The organism is Chryseobacterium sp. HNCC26DJ241, assembly GCF_057180505.1.
The window spans coordinates 1-23,769 of sequence record NZ_JBXUGL010000003.1; the positions used below are offsets into that span (position 1 = coordinate 1).

Consider the following 23,769-nt stretch of genomic DNA (forward strand, 5'->3'; position numbering starts at 1 on the left):
CAATTTCTGATTTTTCTAAAGATAAATAATCTCAGTAGCCGAAACTTTTTTTCCCAGTTTTTCAAGAACATTTTTATAAGAACCGATTTGTTTTTCATATTTTTCTTTTTCATCTCCGGTCTTGAAATCAATAATGATATAGCCGTTTTCGGTCTCAATAATTCGGTCAGGGCGATAAAGAATGATTTTTCCATTTTCGAAAATCATGATTTCTTTTTCATTAATCACTTTCAGATTTTCTGAAAAATAGGAAGAATATTTTTGCACCACTTCTAATATTTTCTCTGAAATAGTATTTTCTTCATCGGTAGTAATGCTGCCTTCCAAAAGATAGGATTTCAGCACTTTTGCAATATCTTTTTCTGAATTTATTTTAGAAAGAATTTCGTGGGTGAAAATTCCCTGTCTTACTTTTTCGTTTCGTTCCTGATAATTTTTAGAAGGAGTGGCAATTTTTATAGAGGTGGTTTTTTCATGGTTTCTTCCCAGAGATTCTATGCTTTTGGTTTTAATGATTTTTTCTTCTTTTTGTTTTTGCTTTAAGAGAATAGAATCATTAGTTTCAAAAACATCAAATGAATCGGGTTTTTCTTCCTTGTTTTGAAATTGTTCATTCCGGGTATTTTCCAAAAAAGTGTACAATTCCAGATTGTTGGAAGATTTATTCGGTTTTTCGATATAGAAAAACATCTGTTCCACTGCTCTTGTTGTGGCAACATATTGAAGACAAAAGCGATCAATCTTATTCTGATAAATATTATTTTGGTTGAATTTCAGCATTTCTTTGTCATAATTTTCCAGAGCTTTTTCAAAAGGAGATACAATTACCGACTGCAAACCTTCTTCTTCCGTAGAAATCCATCCGGAAAATTTTCCGTCTTTATTCTCATTTTCCATTGGTAGAAAAACAACCGGAAATTCGAGACCTTTCGCTTTATGAATCGTCATAATTTGTATGGCATCAATATTTTCCGAAGTTTGGATGCTGATTTCGTGAGCTTCTTCATCCCAATATTTCAGGAAATCTTTTAGTGTGAATCCCGTATTTTGACTGAAATTATATAAAGTTTCCAAAAAATTCAGAAGGAAATCCGTTTCTTTATTTTTCACAGAAAATTCCTGAAGATAATATTCGATAAAATGATAGAGATTCAGATGGGGAATATCGGTTTGCCTTAATTTCAGATCATATTTTTCCGAAATAAAGTCTTCTATTTTTTCTTTGGAATCATTCTCCAGAACGGCCATCATTTCAGAAGTAAAGTCCTCAATTTTTATCCTTCCGGAAATGTTCAAAAAGTACATCATTTTCACAAGAAACTGAACGTTTTTAGGATTCATTTCCCATCTTAGAAATTCTACAACAGCAAGGATGGTTGGTGAAAGTTCCAGTGTTAATCCTTTATCCGAAATCGTTTTGATGTAGGTTTCTGTTCCTTTATAATTCACTTTCATCGTACCCAAAAGCTGAGTATAGCTGAAAATTTCAAAATTTCCCCGACAAAGAATCGTGATATCCGAAAACTGAAATCCATTATCCAGACATTCCTGAATATCCTGCTTCATTTTTTCGGCCACTTCTTGAAAAAAATCTTGCTTTTTAGCATTTTCCAAAAAGTGAGCTTTCACTCGTCCTTCAAAATCTGCATTTGCTTTTTGCTGAGAACCTTTTCCGAAAATATCAAAATGTTCTTCATTCATCTCTTGAGATAAAAATCTGTAAAGACGATTATTGAATTCTACAATATTTTTTGCGCTTCTCCAGTTGATTTCCAAAGGTTCTACCACTGCTTTTATGGGTGTATTTTCTTTTTGGTGAATGATATCAAGCATCATTTGGCTGTCTCCACCACGAAAACGATAGATACTTTGTTTCGGATCTCCCACCAAAGTAAAACTCATATTTTCCGAAGTAATGGTGTGATCACGAAGCGGAAGGAAATTTTGCCACTGAAGTTTGGAGGTGTCCTGAAATTCATCAAAAAAATAATGAAAAAATTTAGTTCCCACTTTTTCATAAATGAATGATGATGGTTCTTCCCGAAGATTTTCATGAATGATTATATTAAATTTGGAAAGAAGCACTAGATCATTTTCTTGTTCTATTTCGGCAAGTTTATCTTGGATTTCTTTATTTACTTTCAAAGGAAGAATGGCACGTAGAATTTTTTCTTTTTTCTGGGAAAGAATATAATTGCTGATGATTTTTCTGCGGTTTTCTAAGAGAAAGTCCAGGATTTCAAAAATTTCAGATTCTTTCTTTTTTCCTGTTGCGGAAAATCCTTTCAGAAAAGTAGAAATGGCAGAATCTTCATTACTTGGAAAAGGAAAAGAATCTCGTTCTTTATTGTAGAATTTTTCGGTCTCGTGGAAAAATTTAGCAATACTGTTTCGGCTTCCTCCGGAAAAATCTGAAATATCCAAATCTTTTTCATTCAGTAATTTGAGAACATTTTTTGCAATTTCCAGATTTTCTTTTTTTAATTCCCGAATTTCTGTACGGAATTTTAGTTTGTTATTTTCATAGGCATTCCAAGAGAATTCTTTATTTTCATTCAATTGGAAATAATGTTTGTCCTGCACAAATTCCTTTGCAGAATGATAAAGAGTTTCATTCAGGCTAATTCGTTCGTTATTGTCCAAACTGTAATTTACAAAATCCATAAATGCTTCGGAAATTTCCTCTTTTTCACCAATTTCGTCCAGCATTTTATCCACAGCTTCAATCAAGAATGGTTCTGCCTGAATTTCCAGATTAAAATTTTGAGCAAGTCCTAATTCGTATGAAAAACTCCGAACCAATCGTGAATTGAATTTATCAATGGTTCCGATATTTAAAGTGGAGTAGTGGTGAAGAATATAATCCAGAGTTTTTTTTGCACGTTCATGCAGATCTTCAAGAGAAACCCTGATCTTTTCTTCTTCCAGTTTTTTCTGAATATTTTTGAGGTCTTGATTTTCGGAATAATTTTCGGAAGAGAAAACTTTTAGCCAGTTCAATATTCTTTCCTTCATTTCATTGGCTGCTTTATTGGTGAAAGTAAGCGCAAGAATATGACGAATTGCATCCGGTTGGTTGGGATATTTCAAACAAATGGCAAGAAGACGAAGCACTAAAGCATACGTTTTTCCGGAACCGGCAGAAGCATTGATGACCGTATATTGTTTAGGCATTCTGAAATTTTACAGCAATTTACAGAAATTTAAAAAGAAAAGAAAATATTTTGCTGTTATAAAAATTATTTCTATTTTTGCAGTCCAAAATGAGATGTAAATTATGTTAATTATTCCAGTAAAAGATGGAGAGTCTATCGATAGAGCTCTTAAAAAGTACAAAAGAAAATTTGATAAAACAGGTGTTGTTCGCCAGCTAAGATCAAGACAGCAGTTCACAAAGCCTTCTGTAACTTTAAGACAAGGTAAACTAAAAGCAGCTCACAAGCAAAGACAACAAAGCAAAGAAGAGCAGGCTTAAAAATCTGTTTTTTTCTTTACGAAAATATTGAAAATCACTTCCTAAATGTGTAACTTTGGGAAGTGATTTTTATTTTTTATGATTGAAAAGTTTCTGGAATATATTGATGTAGAGCGTCGATATTCTCAACATACAGTAACGAGCTATAAAAAGGATTTAGAAGATTTTCTAATCTTTGTTATGGATACGGAAGGTCATGAAAAATTAGAAAATATCGACAAAAAAGTTGTCAGGAATTTTATGGTTCACCTCAGTGAGAATAAAATTTCGAAAAGAAGTATCAATCGGAAATTGTCATCACTTCGCAGTTTCTACCTTTTTCTTCTAAAAATCGGAGAAATTAAAGTATCTCCGCTGGAAACAATTAATTCTCTTAAATTCTATCCCGAAAAACAAATTCCTTTTTCAAAAGAGGAAATGATGCATATTGAAGAAATTCTGAGTGAAAAAGAAAATTCTCTTGAAAGGCTCATCATAGAACTGCTTTATCAGACCGGAATTCGTAAAGCGGAGCTTTGCAATATTTTGTTAGAAAATGTAGATTTCTCTCAGGAGCAGATCAAAATTAGCGGTAAGGGAAATAAAGAAAGGGTGATTCCTATAGCTCCAAAATTAATGGAAAGTTTGAAAAATTTCTTAAAAGAAAGAGAATCAACCTTTAAAGATTCAAAATATTTTTTCATAAATAAAAATGGAAAAAAACTGAATGAAAAATTTGTATATAAAGTAGTAAATTCTTACTTTAGTCTTGTTACTTCTAAAGAGAAAAAAAGCCCTCATATTCTCAGACATACCTTTGCTACGCATGTCTTGGAAAATGGGGCTGAAATTTCTAAAGTAAAAAAGATATTAGGACATTCCAGTCTTGCAAGTACACAAGTATACACGAATGCCAATATAGAGCAATTAAAAAAAGTATTAAACAGTGCTCATCCAAGAGCAATCAACAAAAACGAAGAAAAGTGAAGCTAGAACTTCAGATGTTTAATGATTAAATTCCTTTTATTATGAAAATTACAGTTCAGTCAATGGGTTTGACTCCTCATGAACCACTAGAAGAATTTCTAAACAAAAAGATCGGTAAGTTAGATACTTTTTATGATAAAATAATAGAATGTCAAGTTTATTTGAAAGTCGAGAACGCGTCATCTAAAGATAATAAAACAGCAGAGATCAAATTGGTTGTTCCTGGTGATGATATTGTAGTGAAGAAAACGAGTTCGAGTTTTGAGGAAAGTTTAGACCTTTGTGCTGATGCAGCTAAAAAGCTGTTAATCAAGAAAAAAGAATTAGCTTAGAAAATAATCTGAAAAAAAATTAAAAAAAATCTCCCAAAAATTTGTAGATTTCAAAAAAACAATGTTATATTTGCACTCGCAAAAACGGAACAGCGTTCATTTTGAAATCTATTTTGCCTCCATAGCTCAGTTGGCCAGAGCACGTGATTTGTAATCTCGGGGTCGTGGGTTCGAATCCCTCTGGAGGCTCATTTTTGTAAAATTGGGGAGATTCCAGAGTGGCTAAATGGGACTGACTGTAACTCAGTTGCTTCGGCTTCGTAGGTTCGAATCCTGCTCTCCCCACATTTTATAGAAAAATAAAAAATAAATTTGCAGGATTTAAATATTTTATTAAATTTGCAAACCTAATTACCAACAGCCTTTTAAGGTAGAAAAAATGCGGAAGTAGCTCAGTTGGTAGAGCGTCAGCCTTCCAAGCTGAATGTCGCGGGTTCGACCCCCGTCTTCCGCTCTAAAAAAAATCACACCTTTATTTTGGTCGTGATTTTTTTGTTTAAGCCGATATAGCTCAGCGGTAGAGCGCTTCCTTGGTAAGGAAGAGGTCTCGGGTTCAAGTCCCGATATTGGCTCTCAAATTCTTGTTTGAAAAAATCTTCTGGGATACAGGAGATTTTTCTTTTGAAATTTGGATTTATAAAATTTTTATCTGAATAATTATTTTCATAAATTTGCAGACCAAATTACAGAAGAAGTTCGGCTTTCATGTAGTTGGATTGAATATTGATACTTTTTTCATTAAAAAGGTTTTGATATTCAAAAATTCACTATATTTGCAAACCGAAATTTTAAAATAATTAATAAAAAACAAATAATTTAAAATCATGGCAAAGGAAACGTTTAATCGTAACAAACCGCACTTGAACATTGGTACTATTGGTCACGTTGACCATGGTAAAACTACTTTGACTGCTGCTATTACAAAAGTATTGTCAGACAAAGGATTAGCTGAAAAGAAAGATTTCTCTGCAATTGACTCCGCTCCGGAAGAAAAAGAAAGAGGGATTACTATTAACACAGCTCACGTAGAATATGAAACTGAAAACAGACACTATGCTCACGTAGACTGTCCAGGTCACGCCGACTATGTAAAAAACATGGTAACTGGTGCTGCTCAAATGGATGGAGCTATCTTGGTAGTTGCTGCTACTGATGGACCAATGCCTCAAACAAGAGAACACATTCTTCTTTGCCGTCAGGTAAATGTACCAAGAATTGTTGTTTTCATGAACAAAGTGGATATGGTAGATGATCCTGAATTATTAGAACTTGTAGAACTTGAAGTAAGAGATCTTCTTTCTTCTTATGAATATGATGGAGATAACTCTCCAGTAATCCAAGGTTCTGCTCTTGGAGGTCTTAATGGTGAGCCAAAATGGGTTGAGAAAATCGACGAATTGATGGCTGCTGTTGATTCTTGGATCGAGCAGCCAGTAAGAGATCAAGATAAGCCATTCTTGATGCCAATCGAAGACGTATTCTCTATTACTGGTAGAGGTACTGTAGCAACTGGTAGAATCGAGGCTGGTGTTATCAATACTGGTGATGCTGTAGATATCGTAGGTATGGGTGAAGAAAAATTAACTTCAACTGTAACTGGAGTAGAAATGTTCAGAAAGATCCTTGACAGAGGTGAAGCTGGTGATAATGTAGGTCTATTGTTGAGAGGTATTGAAAAAACTGATATCAGAAGAGGTATGGTTATTGCTAAATCTGGATCTGTAACTCCTCACAAAAAATTCAAAGCTGAGGTTTATATCCTTTCTAAAGAAGAAGGTGGACGTCACACTCCATTCCACAACAAATATCGTCCTCAGTTCTATGTAAGAACTACTGACGTTACAGGTGAAATCTTCTTACCAGAAGGTGTAGAAATGGTAATGCCTGGAGATAACTTAACTATCACTGTAGAATTGTTACAACCAATCGCTCTTAACGTAGGTCTTAGATTTGCGATCAGAGAAGGAGGTAGAACAGTAGGTGCTGGTCAGGTTACTGAAATCTTAGATTAATCTAAATCAATATAAAAGTTCCGTAAGGAATCTTACGGAACTTTTTAATCTACGGGCATCGTCCAATGGTAGGATACCGGTCTCCAAAACCGTTGATCAGGGTTCGAATCCTTGTGCCCGTGCAAATAAAAAATAATGAGCTTAGTTGAATTTTTAAAAGGTTCTTATAACGAATTCAGAAATAAAGTGGAGTGGCCAAAATGGTTAGACTTGCAATCTTCTACTATTGTAGTTGCAATTTCTACTGTTATTCTTGCTTTATTTACTTTCGGAGTAGATTCTTTGTTTAGTAAAGCAATCTCAAATATTTTATCTTTATTTATTAACCTTTTCAATTAAATAATTTTCCATGAGCGATTTGAAGTGGTATGTGCTGAAGTCAATCAGCGGACAGGAAAATAAAGTAAAGAATTACATTGAGAACGAGATGAAACGTCTTGGTTTTGAATCTTATGTTACTCAGGTTGTAATTCCTATGGAAAAGGTTATCCAAATGAGAAATGGAAAAAAGGTTCCTAAAGAAAGACCTTATTATCCTGGCTATCTTATGATTGAAGCTAATCTCATTGGTGAAATTCCGCATATCATCAAAAATCTACCGGGAGTAATTTCCTTTCTAAGTCTTACTAAAGGAGGTGATCCTGTTCCTATGAGAAAATCTGAAGTAGACAGGATGCTTGGTAAAGCTGATGAACTTTCAGAATTTGCTCAGGATATGGCTATTCCTTATATAGTAGGAGAAAATGTGAAAGTTATTGATGGACCTTTCAATGGGTTTAACGGAACTATTGAAAAAATACTTGAGGATAAGAAAAAGTTGGAGGTTTCAGTTCTTATTTTTGGAAGAAAAACTCCTATGGAACTTAGCTATATGCAGGTTGAGAAAATATAAGTTTACTTATTACAAAATAAAATATGAGGCTGCTTTTTAGCAGTCTTTTTTTATTCATTCGATTTCTACAGTTATAGAAATTTTAATCTTTCTAAAAATCAGCAATTTCCGTTTGCTATTTCAAAAATATTTTTTACTTTTGCAATCCGAAAAGTAGGTTTACAAAAATGTGAGAAGTGTAGCCTACTGAATAATAAATGCTTCCAAATTCATTTAGTATTCAAATTTAAACAACAAAAAATGGCTAAAAAAGTCTTTAAAATGGTAAAACTTCAGGTGAAAGGTGGCGCAGCTAACCCTTCTCCACCAGTAGGTCCTGCTTTAGGTTCTGCGGGTGTGAACATCATGGAGTTTTGTAAGCAATTTAACGGAAGAACTCAAGACAAGCCAGGTCAAGTTTTGCCTGTAGTTATTACAGTATACGAAGACAAATCTTTTGAATTCGTTATTAAAACTCCACCTGCAGCAATCCAATTGATGGATGCGGCTAAGATCAAGGGAGGTTCCGGAGAACCAAACAGAAACAAAGTAGGTTCTGTATCTTGGGATCAGGTAAAAAAAATCGCTGAAGATAAAATGGCAGACCTTAACTGCTTTACAATGGATTCAGCTATTTCTATGGTAGCAGGTACTGCAAGATCTATGGGATTAAGAGTAACAGGAACTAAACCAACTTTTAACGCTTAAAACTTATTGAAATGGCAAAATTAACGAAAAAGCAAAAAGAAGCTTTAAGCAAAGTAGAAAAAGGTAGATTCTATAATCTTGAAGAAGGTTCTGCTCTTGTAAAAGAAGTGAATACTGCAAAGTTTGACGCTTCTGTAGATATCGCTGTAAGATTAGGTGTAGATCCAAGAAAAGCAAACCAAATGGTAAGAGGTGTAGTATCTCTTCCTCATGGTACTGGTAAAGATGTTAAAGTTTTGGCTTTAGTAACTCCAGATAAAGAAGCAGAAGCTAAAGAAGCTGGTGCTGATTATGTAGGTCTTGATGAATATTTAGATAAAATCAAAAACGGTTGGACAGACGTAGACGTTATTGTTACGATGCCGGCTGTAATGGGTAAATTAGGACCATTAGGTAGAGTTTTAGGACCAAGAGGTTTAATGCCAAATCCTAAATCTGGTACTGTTACTATGGAAATTGGTAAAGCAGTTTCTGAAGTAAAATCAGGTAAAATTGATTTCAAAGTTGATAAGTATGGTATTATCCATGCAGGTATCGGTAAAGTATCTTTTGATGCTGCTAAATTGAAAGAAAATGCTCAGGAATTGATCCAGACATTAATTAAAATGAAGCCGACTGCTGCTAAAGGTACTTATGTGAAAAGCATCTACTTGTCTTCTACAATGAGTCCGGGTATTGCTATTGATACTAAATCTGTTAACTAAAATCTGAAAGACAATGACAAAAGAAGAAAAAGTATTAGTAATACAGGAAATTAAGGATTTGTTGCAAGATGCAAAAGTAGTTTATGTAGCGGATCTTGAAGGATTGAATGCAGCAAAGTCTTCAGAATTCAGAAGACAGGCTTTCAAGCAAAATATTAAAGTAAAAGTTGTAAAAAATACACTTTTGCAAAAAGCTATGGAGCAAATCGAAGGAGTAGATTATTCTGAAATGTTCCAATCTTTCAAAGGAAATTCAGCTCTAATGATTTCTGAGACTGCAAATGCTCCTGCGAAATTAATTCAAGGATTCAGAAAGAAAGAAGAAAAGCCTGCTTTAAAATCAGCTTATCTTCAGGAAACTTTCTACGTTGGTGACAATAATCTAGATGCATTGGCTAACATCAAGTCTAGAGAAGAAATGATCGGTGAAATCATCGGATTACTTCAGTCTCCAATTCAGAGAGTTGTTTCTGCTCTTCAAAATAAATCCGAAACAGTAGAAGCTAAAGCTGAAGAAGCTGCTCCGGCTGTAGAAGAAACACCTGCTGCTGAAGCTCCAGAAGCTCCTGCTGCAGAAAGCACTGAAGAAACTCCAAGTGCTGAATAATTACACTCAAAAAATTAAATAAATAATCAACAAAAACATTACAACAATGTCAGATTTAAAAAATTTAGCTGAAACGCTAGTAAACTTAACTGTAAAAGACGTAAACGAATTAGCTGCTATCCTTAAGGATGAGTACGGAATTGAACCAGCTGCTGCTGCTGTAGTAGTTGCAGGTGGAGCTGCTGCTGAAGCTGCTGAAGAAAAAACAGAATTCGATGTAATTCTTAAATCAGCTGGTGCTTCTAAATTAGCTATCGTTAAATTAGTAAAAGATTTAACAGGTGCTGGTCTTAAAGAAGCTAAAGATATGGTAGATGGTGCTCCTGCTCCAATTAAGCAAGGTGTTCCAAAAGATGAAGCTGAAGCTCTTAAGAAGCAATTAGAAGAAGCTGGTGCTGAAGTAGAGTTAAAATAACAATTTTCTCGAAATATGTTAAAAGTCTGAGTTTTTACTCAGACTTTTTTTACATTCCAAAAGAATAAATTTTATTATATCTATAATATGGGATGGTTATTTTGTATAGATTGGAAGCGAATTTTGGAATTAATTTTTATAAAATTTACATGGATTTTTTATATAGATAGATGATATTTATAATATTTTCTATTTGTTTTATAATATTTTCTATTTTTTTATCAATTATATATTTTATTTTTTTCTTTTTATTTTTCACTTTTGTTGAAAAAAAGATTGTTAATTTATTTTTTTATCATTTTTAAAAGATTTAAGTTTTATTATTTTTTTTTAAGAATTTTTTTGGAAATTAATTTTATAGTGGTTTTTATTTTTTTAATAGTTTCTTATTGTTATTGATTTTATAACTGTAGCTTTTTTTTTGAATATTTCAAATATTCGTGATTATTTTTTTGCACATATTTTTATCTTTTTTAATATAAATGGTTATTATTTGATAATTTCTAATGATATACCTTTTTATAAACTATTAATATTGTAATTTTTATTTGTTTTTAATTTTTTGTAAATTAATTTATTGTGTATATTTTTTATTTTAAATAGCAATTTGTGATTAAAAAAATATATATATATATTTGCGCGAGCAAAAAAAATATACAATTCTGGATTGATTATGAGAGGATTATTTCTTACTCTTTAATGATATAGTTTAGCTTTATATGACTCATTATTGTGTAGGATAATATAATATCAGATTCTAGAAATAAAAATTTGCAAGATGTTCTTAGTATTTTATCATTCATTGTAATGACATTAAGAATATTAAACTATAAACTGTAAAAAACAATAAAAGCATGAAAAAAAAATTACTACCACTTATTATTTTAAGTATTAATTTTTCTGCCGCAACTGCGCAGGTTGGTATTAAGATTAGTCAACCGAATATCAACTCAGATCTTACATTAGGTTCTACTAATAAAGGCTTGCTATTAAACAGGGTAGCTTTAACGGGTACAACAAATGCAGCGCCTTTAGGAGCTCATGTACAAGGAATGTTTGTGTACAATACTGCAACTGTTAGTGATGTGACACCAGGTACATATTATAATGATGGAGCAAAATGGGTAAAAGTATCATCTGGTACTTCCTCAGGAACTGTAACAAATTTTTCTGCAGGAGATTTGATACCGCTTTTTACAACATCTGTATCAAATGCGTCTACTACACCGACACTTGATTTTAACCTATCTAATGCACCTGCTAATACTATTTTTGGTAATAACTTAGGCTTTTCAACAGCACCTTCTTATTTTTCAGCTTCAAATTTAGCTTTAGCTGGTGATGTTACTGGTACTTTAGGGAATAATACAGTTGTAAAGATTAATGGTTCACCATTAGGTACTACAACTACGGCTACTAATGGGCAGGTTTTAACATTTAATGGTACAAATTGGGTTCCTTCCACGCCTGCTTCATCACCTACAGATTGGCATGTTACGGGTAATACAGATGCAGAAATTGCTACAGTAGCTGAAATAATAGGGAATGCACCAGCATCTACCAATTATTTAGGAACAAAAGGAGCTTCCGATGATTTAGTTTTAGTTACAGGTAATGCTGTCCATGGGGTTTTGGATATGAATGGTACACTTACAGGTGGAAATTCAGGGACTACAAATTATGCTTCTATAGGATGGGGTAACGGCAATGTTTTAAATAATAATCTGTCATCTAACGTGGCATTAGGAAGAAATAATAAGGTAGCAGCTCAGGGAGCTAATTTTCCAGGTGTGGCAATAGGTTATAATAATAATGTTATTAATGGAGCTAAAGCAATTGGAAATAATAATGGGATTAGGTTTAGTGATTCCAGTGTACAAAATCTTGACGGTGCTGCGGCGGTTGCTTTAGGAAATAATAATTATGGTGTAGGTGTAGCAGTGGGTCATCGAAATTTTTCAAATGGATATGCAATAGGTTCAGGTAATACTACTACTACAAATAACTTTGCTTTTGGTAGTAGCAATAATGTGAGTGGTGCTGATTCTATGGCTTTGGGTTTTAGTGCTGTTAATAGTACACCCGCCTTATCTCAATATGCCAATACAATGCATGCTTTTTCAGGACAAGGAGTAGTTGGTACTGCAATAACAGATGTTGGAGTAAATACTATACCTGATACTGCAAACTTCCCTGATTTGGAAATAAGTAAAGGTATTTTAATAAAGCCTATTGCAAGTAGTCCTCCTTCAGTAACTTGTAATGCTCAAAATGAAGGTACAATTGTTTACGGAAAAGCTGGAAGTGTGGGTACTTTTTATGGTTGTAAGCAAACAGGAGCTGGAACCTATACTTGGCAAGGACTTTAAAATAAAAGTAAATCATATTTAAATTGCTATAATAAGGCATCTCTGTCTTATTAAAATTCATCACAATTTTTTGAAATTATAAAAACTTAGCCGCTTCGGCGACTGAGTTTAGTATTCTATTGAAATCATGTTAGACCTAAATTAAATAATTAAACTAAAAAAATCAGAAAATGAGGAAAATTTTTTCTTTTATAGCAGTTATGCTATTTTCCATTATGCTTTTTGCTCAAGGATATCGACCGGCAAGAGGTGGAGGTATGAGGGTGTATCCTACAAAAAATGGAACATGTCTTAATGACGCAAGTTGCGTTAAAAATTTGATTGATGCTAATTTGAATAATTACATTAATCTGGGTAATTTGTCATCTACAAATGGATCTAATGGAGTAGCGGTAAATAATAAGTTTGTAACCTATCCTGCAGGTTGCGTTACCGGTTTTAATGTTGATATGGGAAACATTCCTGTTACTTCCACTGTTTTAAATGAACTTACCATTTCAACGTATAAAAATGGTGTGCTTCAGGAATCTACTACACCAAGTGCTTCTGCTTTTGGTGGACAGAAGATGAGAACATTTTTGCACTTGAAAACAACAAAGGAATTTAATGAAGTAAGATTGACAAGATCAAGTACAGGTACTTCTTGTAATGCTTTGAATGTATATTATGCTTATGCTTTCGATCCAAGTGAGATGAGTGAAGAAAATAATATGCTTTGTAATGATATTATAGGTGGTGCTCTTACCGATGTAGATACCAATATTTCTTATAGTGGTAGTTGTGCTTCTCCTTTATCTTATATCACGGATAGAGAAAAAATATCCGATGGTGATAAAAACTCTTATGGAAAAGTTTGTTTGCCATCAGGTTTTTCAGGAAGTTATTCAGTAGGGGTTTTTAGCAAAAATGAAGTTTACCCTGCTGGAAATAAGGCCGGATTTGTGATTTCTCCAGATAATTCAAGTGCTGTTTTCACAGAGAGTCAGCTTAATAATATGGTAATAGAAACATATTTGTATGGAAAATTACAAGAGTCTCAGTCTTATAATTCATTAAATATTGAATCTTTAAGTTTTGGAGGTAATAAGCAAAAAATTTCTATTACTACTACTAAACCTTTTAATGAAGTAAGAATCAAGTTTGTTCAAAACTCTTCATGCTACAACATGGGATGTGTTAGAATATATTATTGCTTTGAAGAGCCTAAAACTTGTGAATGTAAGCAATACCTTGAATGCTGTAAGGATGCTCCATACAAAGGTTCGGTGCTTTATGGAAATTTGCCAAATGGAGAATCTTATTGTGGTAAGTATGAGCCTTGGACAGGTACTTGGTATCCTGGATCTTCATATAAAGGAGTTTACAATGCGAATAATATTGTTGATTGTGATCCATGCAGTTATGCACATTTTGTAGTACCATCTTATGCATGTAATATCAAAGGGAATATAGCTGTAGAATCAGTAGGTACAACTTATCCGGCTGGTACTTATGCCGGATTTACGATTGATAAAAATGTTTCAACGGATTGGAATTCTTTAGCAATTGTTACTGTTCAATTATATAATGGAAATACTTTAGTAGAGCAAAAGAGTACTGCAAATGGTGATTTGAAACTTATTTCGGTTTCAGGAGGAAAAGTTATTGCTGGTTTTGAATCTACAGTCGCTTTCAATAGAATAAGAATTTCCATCAAGCAAAAAGTAAGTCTTTGTACATGTGTAACGTATTACATCTATAACGTTTTTGTAGAAACGGATACGGATGGAGATGGAGTTCCGGATTGTAATGATATTTGTCCAACAGGAGATGATAATATCGATACTGATGGAGATGGAATTCCAGATGCTTGTGATGAGGTTTCAGGATGTGTTTCTAATAGCGATAAGAGTGCGGTTATAGACACGGATGGAGATGGAGTTCCGAATGCTTGCGATGCTGATTCTGATAATGATGGTATTCCGGATATAATGGAAGAAGATATCAATAATAACGGACTTTTTGAAGACGACGATGTAGATGGTGATGTTTTATTTTTTGATCCTATTGGAGATGGTGTTGCTAATTATTTAGATTTAGATTCAGATAATGATGGTATTTTGGATTTATTTGAATCAGGTATTCCAAACTCTATATTGGTACAAATAGATACTGATCGCGATGGTGTTATTGATCCAAATGTTCCTTTAGGTAAGAATGGTTTGGCAGATATATTGGAAACTTTCCCAGATTCTGGAATTATCAATTATACTGTTAAAAATACAGATGGAGATGATAAGCCGAATTTCTATGATTTAAAATCTAATGGTATTGACTTCGATTTATATTTAATAGGAAAATCAAATCTGGATGAATTAGGTGGAGGTTTCATTACTCCATTATTGGATGCTGATAAAGATGGTATTATGGATCCGGCACCTGGTGTAAGTAATCCAGCTGATACAGATATTACAAAGAGAGGAGCACCAAATTCTCCAGTTGCTCCAAATGCTCTTAATAGAGTTTTTGCAAAGGTTGAAAAGCCGGAAGTTAAAGAGGTGAACGTATATCCTAATCCATTGAAAGCAGGAGAAGTTCTTCATATTTTATCAAGTGATGATAAAGAAAGTAATTATACTATTTTCTCAGTTCAGGGACAATTAGTGAAAACGGGCAAATTTACAGGTAATGCTGAAATTTTGACTAATTCATTATCGACTGGTCTATATATCATTAAAGTAGAAACAGGATCTACTGTTAAATCATACAAAATCATAGTAAAATAGATTTTAGTAAAAACATGATAGAAACCGCCTTGTAATTAAGGCGGTTTTTTTTGTTAGAAAGAAAAATTTTTAATTATAAATGAGGAAGTTAAATTATTCAATTGAATTTAATGAGATGATAACAAAATAAGATAGTATGATTATAAAATAATTCTTGTAAGGAATTTATGTCTAAGGCCGTTAAATACGGTCTTTTTTTATTTACAATACTTTTGTAATTAAAAAATGTTAAATTTAATTAAACAATAATTAATTTAATTTATTATTTTTGTTAGGTAATTTAATTATTTTTGAATTGAATTATGTTTGTGCTTTTAAAGGATATCTAAAACTAACTAACCATAGAATCTATGAAAGTAAAAAAAATTACTACCGTTAATAATCCAAAATTTTTTATCAAAAAAAAACTTTTTTTGCTCATAGGATTATTTTTTGTTTTTTATGCAGAAGCACAAAATGCTTCTCTGGAAATGGCATCCGGTGATGGAAATCCCACCGGAAATGGTCCGGTAATTTCGACATCTATAAGGTTTAGAAATAATACTAATAATCCTACCGGAAATACGTTTGCTACTTATACACCAGCAATTAATGTGAGTTATACATTGAATAGTCAGCAATATACCTTGTCTACGGTTTCTACCAATACAGGTGTAGCTATAGGACACACGGCTGGAGCAGCTGGCCCTATTTTTCCTGCTATGAATACATATGGAGCTCCTTCTGCGGCTAACTTTACATCTTCAGGTGCTACATCTGGAAATGGTATAAACGTTGCCAATAATAATTCGGTGGCCATTACTGCTTTTTCTGCTCCTCTTCAAGCTGCCGGAGTTTCTACTACAGGAAGGTATAGAATGGCAGACTTAGTTATTGGATTTGATAGGGCTGTAAATAACCCAATACTGCATTTTGCTGGTTTAGGAGGTATTAGCGGGACATTAGGATTTTCAACAGAATTTGATGTGGTCTCTTCTAATGTACCTGTTACGCTTTCTTTGTTATCAGGCACAACACCTCTTTCAGTATCAGGATCCCAAATTAATAACAGTGCCGCAAATCCTACAGCTACAGGTGCCGGTACGGCTCAAGGTTCAGTTTTGTTTACGGGACAAGGCATTACTACTATTACTTTAAGAATGTATATGAGAGGGAATGGTGGCGGTGCTACTTGGAACTCTTCTACTACTAGCTCAAATGGAGGAGATACTTTTACAATAGGTGTAAGCACTTTGGAGAGCAATCTTGCAGTTACAAAAACAGTAGATATTGCATCACCTACTCCTTTAACAAACGTAAATTTTACAGTAACAGCGAGTAATACCGGACCTTCTAATGATACTAATGTTGTTGTTAATGATTTACTTCCTTCAGGATTTACATACATCAATTCTGTAGCATCTGTAGGTTCTTATAATAGCGCAACAGGAGTTTGGACAATAGGAAATCTGAATTCAGGTTCGAGTGCAACGCTTAATATAATAGCAACTGTAAAAGCTACAGGAAGCTATACGAATACAGCCACAATTTCTGGTGATAATGGGGAAGCTAATAGTACAAATAATACAGCAAGTGTTACCGTAACACCGGATTTTTCGGATACAGATAGTGATGGAATTGCAAATTATCTGGATATAGATGATGATAATGATGGTATTCCTGATTCCTCTGAAATGACTTGTTCGGTTTCTCAGGTACCACTTACTACTACTAATGCTTCTGCAACAGCTGTTTTTACGGGAAGTAATGCTCAGGCTGCTATTGGAGATAATTATATGACACTTTCTGTTATAGAAACTTTACCTGGATCGCTTGAATACCAGAGAATTAGCGGGGGTCATGTTACAGATGCAGGATTTACGGGTAATGCAATTAATATCGGGCAAATTGGCACAGCTACCAATTTTAATGAAAGAATAGAAGCTAATCTTACTTTTCAGAGTCCTATAAATCAACTTACTTTCAGACTTTTAGATATTGATGCCGGAGACAATGTAATTGTAAATGCGTATGACCAGAACAATAATTTGATTACCATTACTTCTTCTATGTATTCTTTTGCAGCAGGTACACAGGTTACGTTTTCAGGGTCTAACAGATTTACCGGTAGTTCTAGTAATACAACAGGAACTCCGGGATTGGTTAATCTTAATTTTACAGGATTCACGGTATCACGAATACTATTTCAATATTATGACACAGATGCAAGTGGTTCATATTCTATTTATGAGCTTAGTGGATATGATTGTATTACTATTAATACAGACGGAGATGGTATTCCTGATCATTTGGATTTAGATAGTGATGCAGATGGTTGTTTTGATGCTATAGAAGGGGATGAAAGTGTGACAACTGCTCAACTCAATGGAAACGGAAGTATTAACAGTACTATAGATTCTCAGGGAGTTCCGACTTTAGTGAATTCCGGAGGTACCGCAGATGTAGGTGGAGATCAAGGACAAGGAGTAGGAATTTCTACCAATTCCGGAATACAGGATATTCAGTGTCTCACCGGATTTGGATGTACTTCTTCCATGTATCTTTCTCAGAATTCGAATACTGGTTTATTTAATATAAATACATCTACAAATCCGTTTACATATCCGCAGATTGGAAGTAATTCTGGTATTACTTATAATGCAATAGGTATCAATCCGCTTGATGGATTTATATACGGAATTACTTCAAATTCGTTAATTCGTATAGAATCTGATGGTACATTTAACAATCTTGGAACAGTAACAGGGCTACCTTCTGGTCCTAATGCAGGAGAATTTGATAATTTAGGAAATTATTATGTGAAAACACCAGGTACTAATAATTTGCTATACAAAGTAAATCTTACTACTCTCACAACAACTACTGTTACCCTTACAAGTACTATGAATATACCCGATCTTGCTTATAATATTAATACAGGATTGTTGTACGGTGTAAATGCAGCAAATGGACAACTGGTTTCAGTTAATCCTTCTTCAGGAGTTATTACGACAATTGGACCAGCACCGGGAGTTCTTGATTTTGGGGCAATGTTTGCCTCAAGCACAGGAGAAATATATGGTGCTTTAAATTCTGGAGGTTTTTATCAATTTAACATTACCAATGGTCAAAAAGTATTGCTTTCTGGCTCTCCTTCAAGTGGAGTAAACGATGGAGCTCATTGTGTGACAGCACCTATTACTTTTAATACAGATCTTGCTATAACAAAAACGGATGGCGTTTCAGAATATGTTCCGGGAGCTTCTTCTGTTTATACAGTTGTTGTAAGTAACAATGGACCTTTCGGAGTATTGGGAGCTACGGTTTCAGATCCTGTTCCTTCAGGAATTCTTGCTGCTAATGTTAGTTATACAGCAGCTGTTGCAGGTGGCGCCACTACTTCAGTAGTCGGAACTCAGACAGGAGCTATCAATGATACGGTTAACATCCCAATAGGAGGTACAGTAACATATACTATAACTGTAAGCGTCCCTTTAGGTTATACTGGTAATTTAGTAAATACTGCAACAGTAACACTACCATCCAATTTTACAGACACCAATACAGCCAATAATACAGCTACAGATACCAATACCTCACCAATAGACTCCGATGGAGACGGAATTATCGATATAACCGATCTTGATGATGACAATGACGGAATTTTAGATAATGTGGAATGTCCGGGTAATACAGTAGTTACCAACGGAACTTTTACAGGAAATGCTACCGGATGGACATTAGCAGGAGGGTGGGCTTATGCTGCTAATCAAGTAACTTTCACTACTAATAATGCAACGAATATAGATATTTCTCAAAGTTTAACTAATTTAAGGAAAACCAACACCACAATTCCGGTAACTATTACTTTAGGAGCTCAGGATAATGCTAATGCAGCAGGTTCTACAGCATCTTTAGATATAGTATTAAACGGTATTATATACGCTACTATCACCAATGGTACAATAAGAAATATTGCTACTAATAACGTAACCATAGCATTGAGTAATGGCGCAACTTCTACTTTTGTACCATTTACCACTGCTAGTGCAACAGGTTATACTACTCAAACTTTTACCGTTAATATTCCTAATACTTCTGTTCCTAACACGGCTACTTTAGCATTTAGAGCCACCACTGCGAATGATGACTGGTTATTAGATAATGTATCAGTATTAGCATTTACATGTGATACAGATGGAGATGGAACTCAGGATCATTTGGATTTAGATGAAGATGGAGACGGATGTTATGATGCATTGGAAGGAGATGAGAATGTAACAACAGCTCAACTTAATGCAAATGGAAGTATCAATATTACCACCAATGGAGGGATAAATGTTCAAGGTGTTCCAAATCTTGTAAACTCAGGAGGTACTGCAGATGTAGGCGGAGATCAAGGACAAGGAATAGGAACTTCTTCAAATTCCGGAATACAGGACATTCAGTGTTTAACAGGATTCGGATGTACTTCTACAATGTATCTTTCTCAGGGAACCAATACAATTCTTTATAGTATAAATACAGCAACCAATCCATTTACTTATCCACAAATCGGATCAGCTATTGGTTTTGAGTATAATGCTATCGGTATCAATCCTTTGGATGGTTTTATGTATGCAATACGAGTAAATACCAATACATTACTTCGAATAAATGCAGATGGTACTTATAATGCACTGGGAACAGTGACAGGATTGCCAGCAGCTTATTATAATTCGGGGGAAATAGATAATTTAGGCAACTACTATGTAAAATTATCAGGTACAAATACTTCAATGTATAGGATTAATCTCACTACTCTTGTAGCGACCTCTATTCCGCTTTCAACCAATATTGTGTTTTCGGATATGGCTTATAGTACAAGTACGGGATTATTATATGCTGTTAATGATGCAAATGGGCAACTGGTTTCCTTTAGTACCAGTGGCGGAGCAATTACTACAATAGGTACAGCACCAGGAGCCAATGCTTTCGGAGCAATGTTTGGTTCTTCTTCAGGATCTATTTATGGAGCTTCTAATTCAGGAGGTTTTTATCAATTTGATCTTACCAATGGTCAAAGAGTATTAATTTCAAATTCTCCTACTACAGCATCAGTTGATGGAGCTCATTGTGTGACAGCACCTATTACTTTTAGTACTGATCTTGGTATTACAAAAACGAATAGTATTACTGAATATGTTCCGGGAGCTTCTTCTGTTTATACAGTTGTTGTAAGTAACAATGGACCTTTCGGAGTATTTGGAGCTACGGTTTCAGATCCTGTTCCTTCAGGAATTCTTGCTGCTAATGTTAGTTATACAGCGGCTGTTGCAGGTGGCGCCACTACTTCAGTAGTCGGAACTCAGACAGGAGCTATCAATGATACAGTTAGCATTCCAATAGGAGGTACAGTAACGTATACTATAACCGTGAATGTTCCTGTAGGCTATACTGGAAATTTAGTGAATACAGCAACAGTAACGCTGCCATCCAATTTTACAGATACCAATACAGCCAATAATACAGCTACAGATACAGATTCTCCACCAGTAGATACAGATGGAGACGGAATTATTGATGTAACTGATCTTGATGATGACAATGACGGAATTTTAGATAATGTGGAATGTCCGGGTAATACAGTAGTTACCAACGGAACTTTTACGGGCAATGCTACTGGATGGACATTAGCAGGAGGATGGACTTATGCTGCTAATGAGGTAAGTATCATTACTGATAATGCAACTAACGCAAATCTTTCTCAAACATTAACTAATTTAAGAAAAACCAACACCACAATCCCGTTAACAATAACATTGGGAGCTCAGGATGGAGGTAATTCAGCCGGAAATACAGCAAGTTTGCAAATATTATTAAATGGAATTGTATATGCAACCATTGATAACAGTACAGTAAGAAACGCTGCTGTCAATAATGTAACCATAACATTGAGTAATGGCGCAACTTCTAATTTTGTACCATTTACCACTGCTAATGTTTCTGGTTTTACAACTACTACTTTTACACTCAATATTCCTAATACTTCTGTTCCTAATACAGCTACTTTAACATTCAGGGATAATGCAACTCAGGATGACTGGTCTATAGATAATGTATCAGTATTGGCATTTACATGTGATACAGATGGAGATGGGACTCAGGATCATTTGGATTTAGATGCAGATGGAGACGGATGTTTTGATGCTATTGAAGGGGATGAAAATGTTGCGGCAAGTCAGCTTAATGGTAATGGAAGTATTAATAGTTCAGTAGATGCGCAAGGTGTTCCTGTCTTGGTAAATTCTGGAGGTACTGCGGATGTAGGAGGAGATCAGGGACAAGGTGTGGGTAATGCCAAAAATGCTTCAGTAACTAATTGTTTGGATACAGATGGAGACGGAGTACCTGATGCCGATGATCTGGATGATGATAATGATGGAATTCTGGATTCTGTAGAATGTAATTCGATTGAGAGAATAACATCAGGAGGCTTTAACGGTCTTGGTAATAATGTGAATATAAGTTCAGTCACTGGATGGACTTTAAGTGGAGGCCAGATCATTTCTGATTCCAATTCTTCAATACAATTTGTTACAGATAATACAACTCAGACACTTTCACAAAATGTAAGTAATATAAAATGGACAGGAGCTTCACCTGTAATTAATATAAGAGTTCAGAACAGGGATAATATTGTAAATACTGCAACCTCGGGAATTACTTTAGCTGTAAATTATGCAGGAACAAATTATGTTCTTATGACCACCAATAATGCAAATGGTCTTGGTACCATTGCATCCAATAATGGTGCTTCAATAAGTACTACGGTTCTTAACAGTTATAATAATGGAAGTGCAATAGGTACATATACAGATCTTGCCATTACATTACCGTCTACAGTTCCTGCCAGTGGAACACTTGCTTTGGTTTATACTTCAGGAAATACTAATGATGACGATATTCATGTTGATAATATAAGCATTCAGTCATGTAGAGATTTAGATGGAGACGGAACACCAGATTATTTGGATTTGGATTCTGATGGAGATGGTTGTTATGATGCGTTGGAAGGAGATGAAAATGTAATAACAAGCCAGCTTAATGCTAACGGAAGCATCAATATATCCACAACAGGAGGAATAAATACTAATGGAGTTCCAAATCTTGTAAATTCCGGAGGAACTGCGGATATAGGAGCAGATGTGGCACAAGGATCAGGTTCTGCATATAATTCGGCAACTAGTGCTTGCTCAGTAGATGCTCAAAATGATATTCAGCAGATTCCGCAGGGTACTACAATTAATGGAAATGTTATTACTAATGACACTAGTGTAATTAGTGTACAATCTGCAACTTATCTTAATGCTTCCAACGTTGTTACCCCATTACCTTTAGGAGTTGCGACCAATATTTATAATGCTTCCGGAACTTTAGCTGGATCTATGACACTGAACAGCAACGGAACATATACCTTTATACCGACATCTACTTTTACGGGTTCTGTTCCTGTAAATTATACCGGTGTTAATAATATAGGAAGTACTGATACTGCTATACTTATCATAAAAACTGTAGCTCAAATATCTTCAACAGCTAATGACAAACCTATAGCACAAAATGATACCGCTTATACCGAAATAGGAACGAATGTATCTTCCAATGTTTTGGCTAATGATTCTGATCCGGATGGAAATACCCTTACTGTAAGCTCAGCATCAATACCATTAGGAACTCCAACAGTAGTTTCAGGAGTAGATAGTACAGGAAATACAGTGGCCAATGCTGGAACTTTAACTTTAAATTCCAATGGTACTTATACTTTTGTTCCTACAGCTGGATTTACAGGAAGTATTAATACAGTAACTTATACTATATCAGATGGAAACGGAGGTACGGATACTGCGAATTTGAATATTACGGTTTCATCAGATAGCGGAAATGTTATTTTTGCAAATGATGATGCTAAAGCTGCTCCGCAAAATACAACCATCAATGGTAGTATAGCAACTAATGACACTGATCCTGAAGGAAATACTTTCAGCGTGACAAGTTCATCAGTCAATGGAACACCTTTAACAATAGGTTCGGCAACTACAATTTCCGGAGTAGGAAGTGTTACTATGAATGCGAACGGAACCTACACATTTGTTCCATTGGCAACTTTCACAGGAACTATTCCGGTAGTGTATACCATCTGTGATATTGGAGTTCCGCAAGCATGTGATACGGCAACACTTTATCTTACAAGTTTGATTGTTAGTGCAAGTGCATTCTGTTATCAGCCGGCTGTTACTTCAGGAACTGTTTTGGATACACAACACGGTATCACTGCTTTGGGAAGAGCAGGAGCTAATAATGGCAACTGGCCAATGGTGAGAAAAGGAGCATGGACTGTATTGGAATCTAAAACCAAAGGTTTCGTTATCAACAGACTTACGACAGCACAAGTTAATGCTATTCCGGCTTCGGATTTGGTGGAAGGAATGATGGTGTATAATATAACTTTGGATTGTTTACAGGTCAATACAGACGGAACACCTTCAGGATGGTCTTGTTTCAACACTCAAACTTGTCCGTAACT

At 34.6% G+C, this 23,769-nt stretch carries 14 protein-coding genes and 5 tRNA genes; 18 read left to right on the plus strand and 1 reads right to left on the minus strand.

Annotated elements, in window-relative coordinates; translation table 11 throughout:
- Positions 1–15 precede the first annotated feature (15 nt).
- Complete coding sequence (locus tag AC2A1C_RS03205; protein ID WP_484023409.1) at positions 16–3,174, minus strand: UvrD-helicase domain-containing protein; 3,159 nt, start codon at positions 3,172–3,174, stop codon at positions 16–18.
- 103 nt (positions 3,175–3,277) lie between these two features.
- Between AC2A1C_RS03205 and rpsU the strand changes: the two genes are divergently transcribed.
- The 18 genes from rpsU to AC2A1C_RS03295 all read left to right on the plus strand — a co-directional run bounded on the left by rpsU (position 3,278) and on the right by AC2A1C_RS03295 (position 23,767).
- Positions 3,278–3,475, plus strand: coding sequence for a 30S ribosomal protein S21 (rpsU, locus tag AC2A1C_RS03210; RefSeq protein ID WP_484023411.1), 198 nt, complete (start codon positions 3,278–3,280; stop codon positions 3,473–3,475).
- A gap of 78 nt (positions 3,476–3,553) precedes the next feature.
- Positions 3,554–4,441: a tyrosine-type recombinase/integrase gene (locus tag AC2A1C_RS03215; RefSeq protein WP_484023412.1), complete on the plus strand. Its 888-nt coding sequence runs from the start codon at positions 3,554–3,556 to the stop codon at positions 4,439–4,441.
- Positions 4,442–4,482: 41 nt separating this feature from the next.
- Positions 4,483–4,773 (plus strand): HPF/RaiA family ribosome-associated protein, encoded by a 291-nt coding sequence (locus AC2A1C_RS03220; RefSeq protein WP_484023414.1) that lies wholly within the window; start codon positions 4,483–4,485, stop codon positions 4,771–4,773.
- A 115-nt stretch (positions 4,774–4,888) separates the two neighbouring features.
- Positions 4,889–4,962 (plus strand) — tRNA-Thr (locus tag AC2A1C_RS03225).
- Between the two features lie 15 nt (positions 4,963–4,977).
- A tRNA-Tyr gene (locus AC2A1C_RS03230) sits at positions 4,978–5,058 on the plus strand.
- Between the two features lie 96 nt (positions 5,059–5,154).
- Positions 5,155–5,227: transfer RNA gene (locus AC2A1C_RS03235), tRNA-Gly, on the plus strand.
- A gap of 46 nt (positions 5,228–5,273) precedes the next feature.
- Positions 5,274–5,345: transfer RNA gene (locus AC2A1C_RS03240), tRNA-Thr, on the plus strand.
- Between the two features lie 252 nt (positions 5,346–5,597).
- Positions 5,598–6,785, plus strand: a complete 1,188-nt coding sequence (gene tuf / locus AC2A1C_RS03245; RefSeq protein WP_484023416.1) for an elongation factor Tu — start codon at positions 5,598–5,600, stop codon at positions 6,783–6,785.
- Positions 6,786–6,836: 51 nt separating this feature from the next.
- Positions 6,837–6,907 (plus strand) — tRNA-Trp (locus AC2A1C_RS03250).
- A gap of 13 nt (positions 6,908–6,920) precedes the next feature.
- Positions 6,921–7,124: a preprotein translocase subunit SecE gene (secE, locus tag AC2A1C_RS03255; protein ID WP_484023418.1), complete on the plus strand. Its 204-nt coding sequence runs from the start codon at positions 6,921–6,923 to the stop codon at positions 7,122–7,124.
- Between the two features lie 10 nt (positions 7,125–7,134).
- Positions 7,135–7,677, plus strand: a complete 543-nt coding sequence (nusG, locus tag AC2A1C_RS03260) for a transcription termination/antitermination protein NusG (protein ID WP_484023420.1) — start codon at positions 7,135–7,137, stop codon at positions 7,675–7,677.
- Positions 7,678–7,917: 240 nt separating this feature from the next.
- Complete coding sequence (gene rplK / locus AC2A1C_RS03265; RefSeq protein ID WP_484023422.1) at positions 7,918–8,364, plus strand: 50S ribosomal protein L11; 447 nt, start codon at positions 7,918–7,920, stop codon at positions 8,362–8,364.
- Positions 8,365–8,375: 11 nt separating this feature from the next.
- Positions 8,376–9,068, plus strand: a complete 693-nt coding sequence (gene rplA / locus AC2A1C_RS03270; RefSeq protein WP_484023424.1) for a 50S ribosomal protein L1 — start codon at positions 8,376–8,378, stop codon at positions 9,066–9,068.
- A gap of 13 nt (positions 9,069–9,081) precedes the next feature.
- Positions 9,082–9,675 (plus strand): 50S ribosomal protein L10, encoded by a 594-nt coding sequence (gene rplJ, locus AC2A1C_RS03275; RefSeq protein ID WP_484023426.1) that lies wholly within the window; start codon positions 9,082–9,084, stop codon positions 9,673–9,675.
- Between the two features lie 46 nt (positions 9,676–9,721).
- A complete protein-coding gene (gene rplL / locus AC2A1C_RS03280; RefSeq protein WP_484023428.1) occupies positions 9,722–10,090 on the plus strand; it encodes a 50S ribosomal protein L7/L12 in 369 nt (122 codons plus the stop codon).
- 854 nt (positions 10,091–10,944) lie between these two features.
- The gene (locus tag AC2A1C_RS03285) at positions 10,945–12,459 is read left to right on the plus strand and encodes a hypothetical protein (RefSeq protein WP_484023430.1); all 1,515 of its coding nucleotides are present in this window, start codon (positions 10,945–10,947) and stop codon (positions 12,457–12,459) included.
- A gap of 170 nt (positions 12,460–12,629) precedes the next feature.
- Positions 12,630–15,224 carry a T9SS type A sorting domain-containing protein gene (locus AC2A1C_RS03290; protein ID WP_484023431.1) on the plus strand — a complete coding sequence of 865 codons (2,595 nt, stop codon included), beginning with the start codon at positions 12,630–12,632 and terminating at the stop codon, positions 15,222–15,224.
- 350 nt (positions 15,225–15,574) lie between these two features.
- Positions 15,575–23,767 (plus strand): beta strand repeat-containing protein, encoded by an 8,193-nt coding sequence (locus tag AC2A1C_RS03295; protein WP_484023433.1) that lies wholly within the window; start codon positions 15,575–15,577, stop codon positions 23,765–23,767.
- Positions 23,768–23,769: the final 2 nt, after the last annotated feature.

Bases quoted from the DNA above. Each gene is read 5' to 3' on its own strand.
- AC2A1C_RS03205 (WP_484023409.1), bottom strand. From the start codon at position 3,174: ATGCCTAAACAATATACGGTCATCAATGCTTCTGCCGGTTCCGGAAAA.
- rpsU (WP_484023411.1), top strand. From the start codon at position 3,278: ATGTTAATTATTCCAGTAAAAGATGGAGAGTCTATCGATAGAGCTCTT.
- AC2A1C_RS03215 (WP_484023412.1), top strand. From the start codon at position 3,554: ATGATTGAAAAGTTTCTGGAATATATTGATGTAGAGCGTCGATATTCT.
- AC2A1C_RS03220 (WP_484023414.1), top strand. From the start codon at position 4,483: ATGAAAATTACAGTTCAGTCAATGGGTTTGACTCCTCATGAACCACTA.
- tuf (WP_484023416.1), top strand. From the start codon at position 5,598: ATGGCAAAGGAAACGTTTAATCGTAACAAACCGCACTTGAACATTGGT.
- secE (WP_484023418.1), top strand. From the start codon at position 6,921: ATGAGCTTAGTTGAATTTTTAAAAGGTTCTTATAACGAATTCAGAAAT.
- nusG (WP_484023420.1), top strand. From the start codon at position 7,135: ATGAGCGATTTGAAGTGGTATGTGCTGAAGTCAATCAGCGGACAGGAA.
- rplK (WP_484023422.1), top strand. From the start codon at position 7,918: ATGGCTAAAAAAGTCTTTAAAATGGTAAAACTTCAGGTGAAAGGTGGC.
- rplA (WP_484023424.1), top strand. From the start codon at position 8,376: ATGGCAAAATTAACGAAAAAGCAAAAAGAAGCTTTAAGCAAAGTAGAA.
- rplJ (WP_484023426.1), top strand. From the start codon at position 9,082: ATGACAAAAGAAGAAAAAGTATTAGTAATACAGGAAATTAAGGATTTG.
- rplL (WP_484023428.1), top strand. From the start codon at position 9,722: ATGTCAGATTTAAAAAATTTAGCTGAAACGCTAGTAAACTTAACTGTA.
- AC2A1C_RS03285 (WP_484023430.1), top strand. From the start codon at position 10,945: ATGAAAAAAAAATTACTACCACTTATTATTTTAAGTATTAATTTTTCT.
- AC2A1C_RS03290 (WP_484023431.1), top strand. From the start codon at position 12,630: ATGAGGAAAATTTTTTCTTTTATAGCAGTTATGCTATTTTCCATTATG.
- AC2A1C_RS03295 (WP_484023433.1), top strand. From the start codon at position 15,575: ATGAAAGTAAAAAAAATTACTACCGTTAATAATCCAAAATTTTTTATC.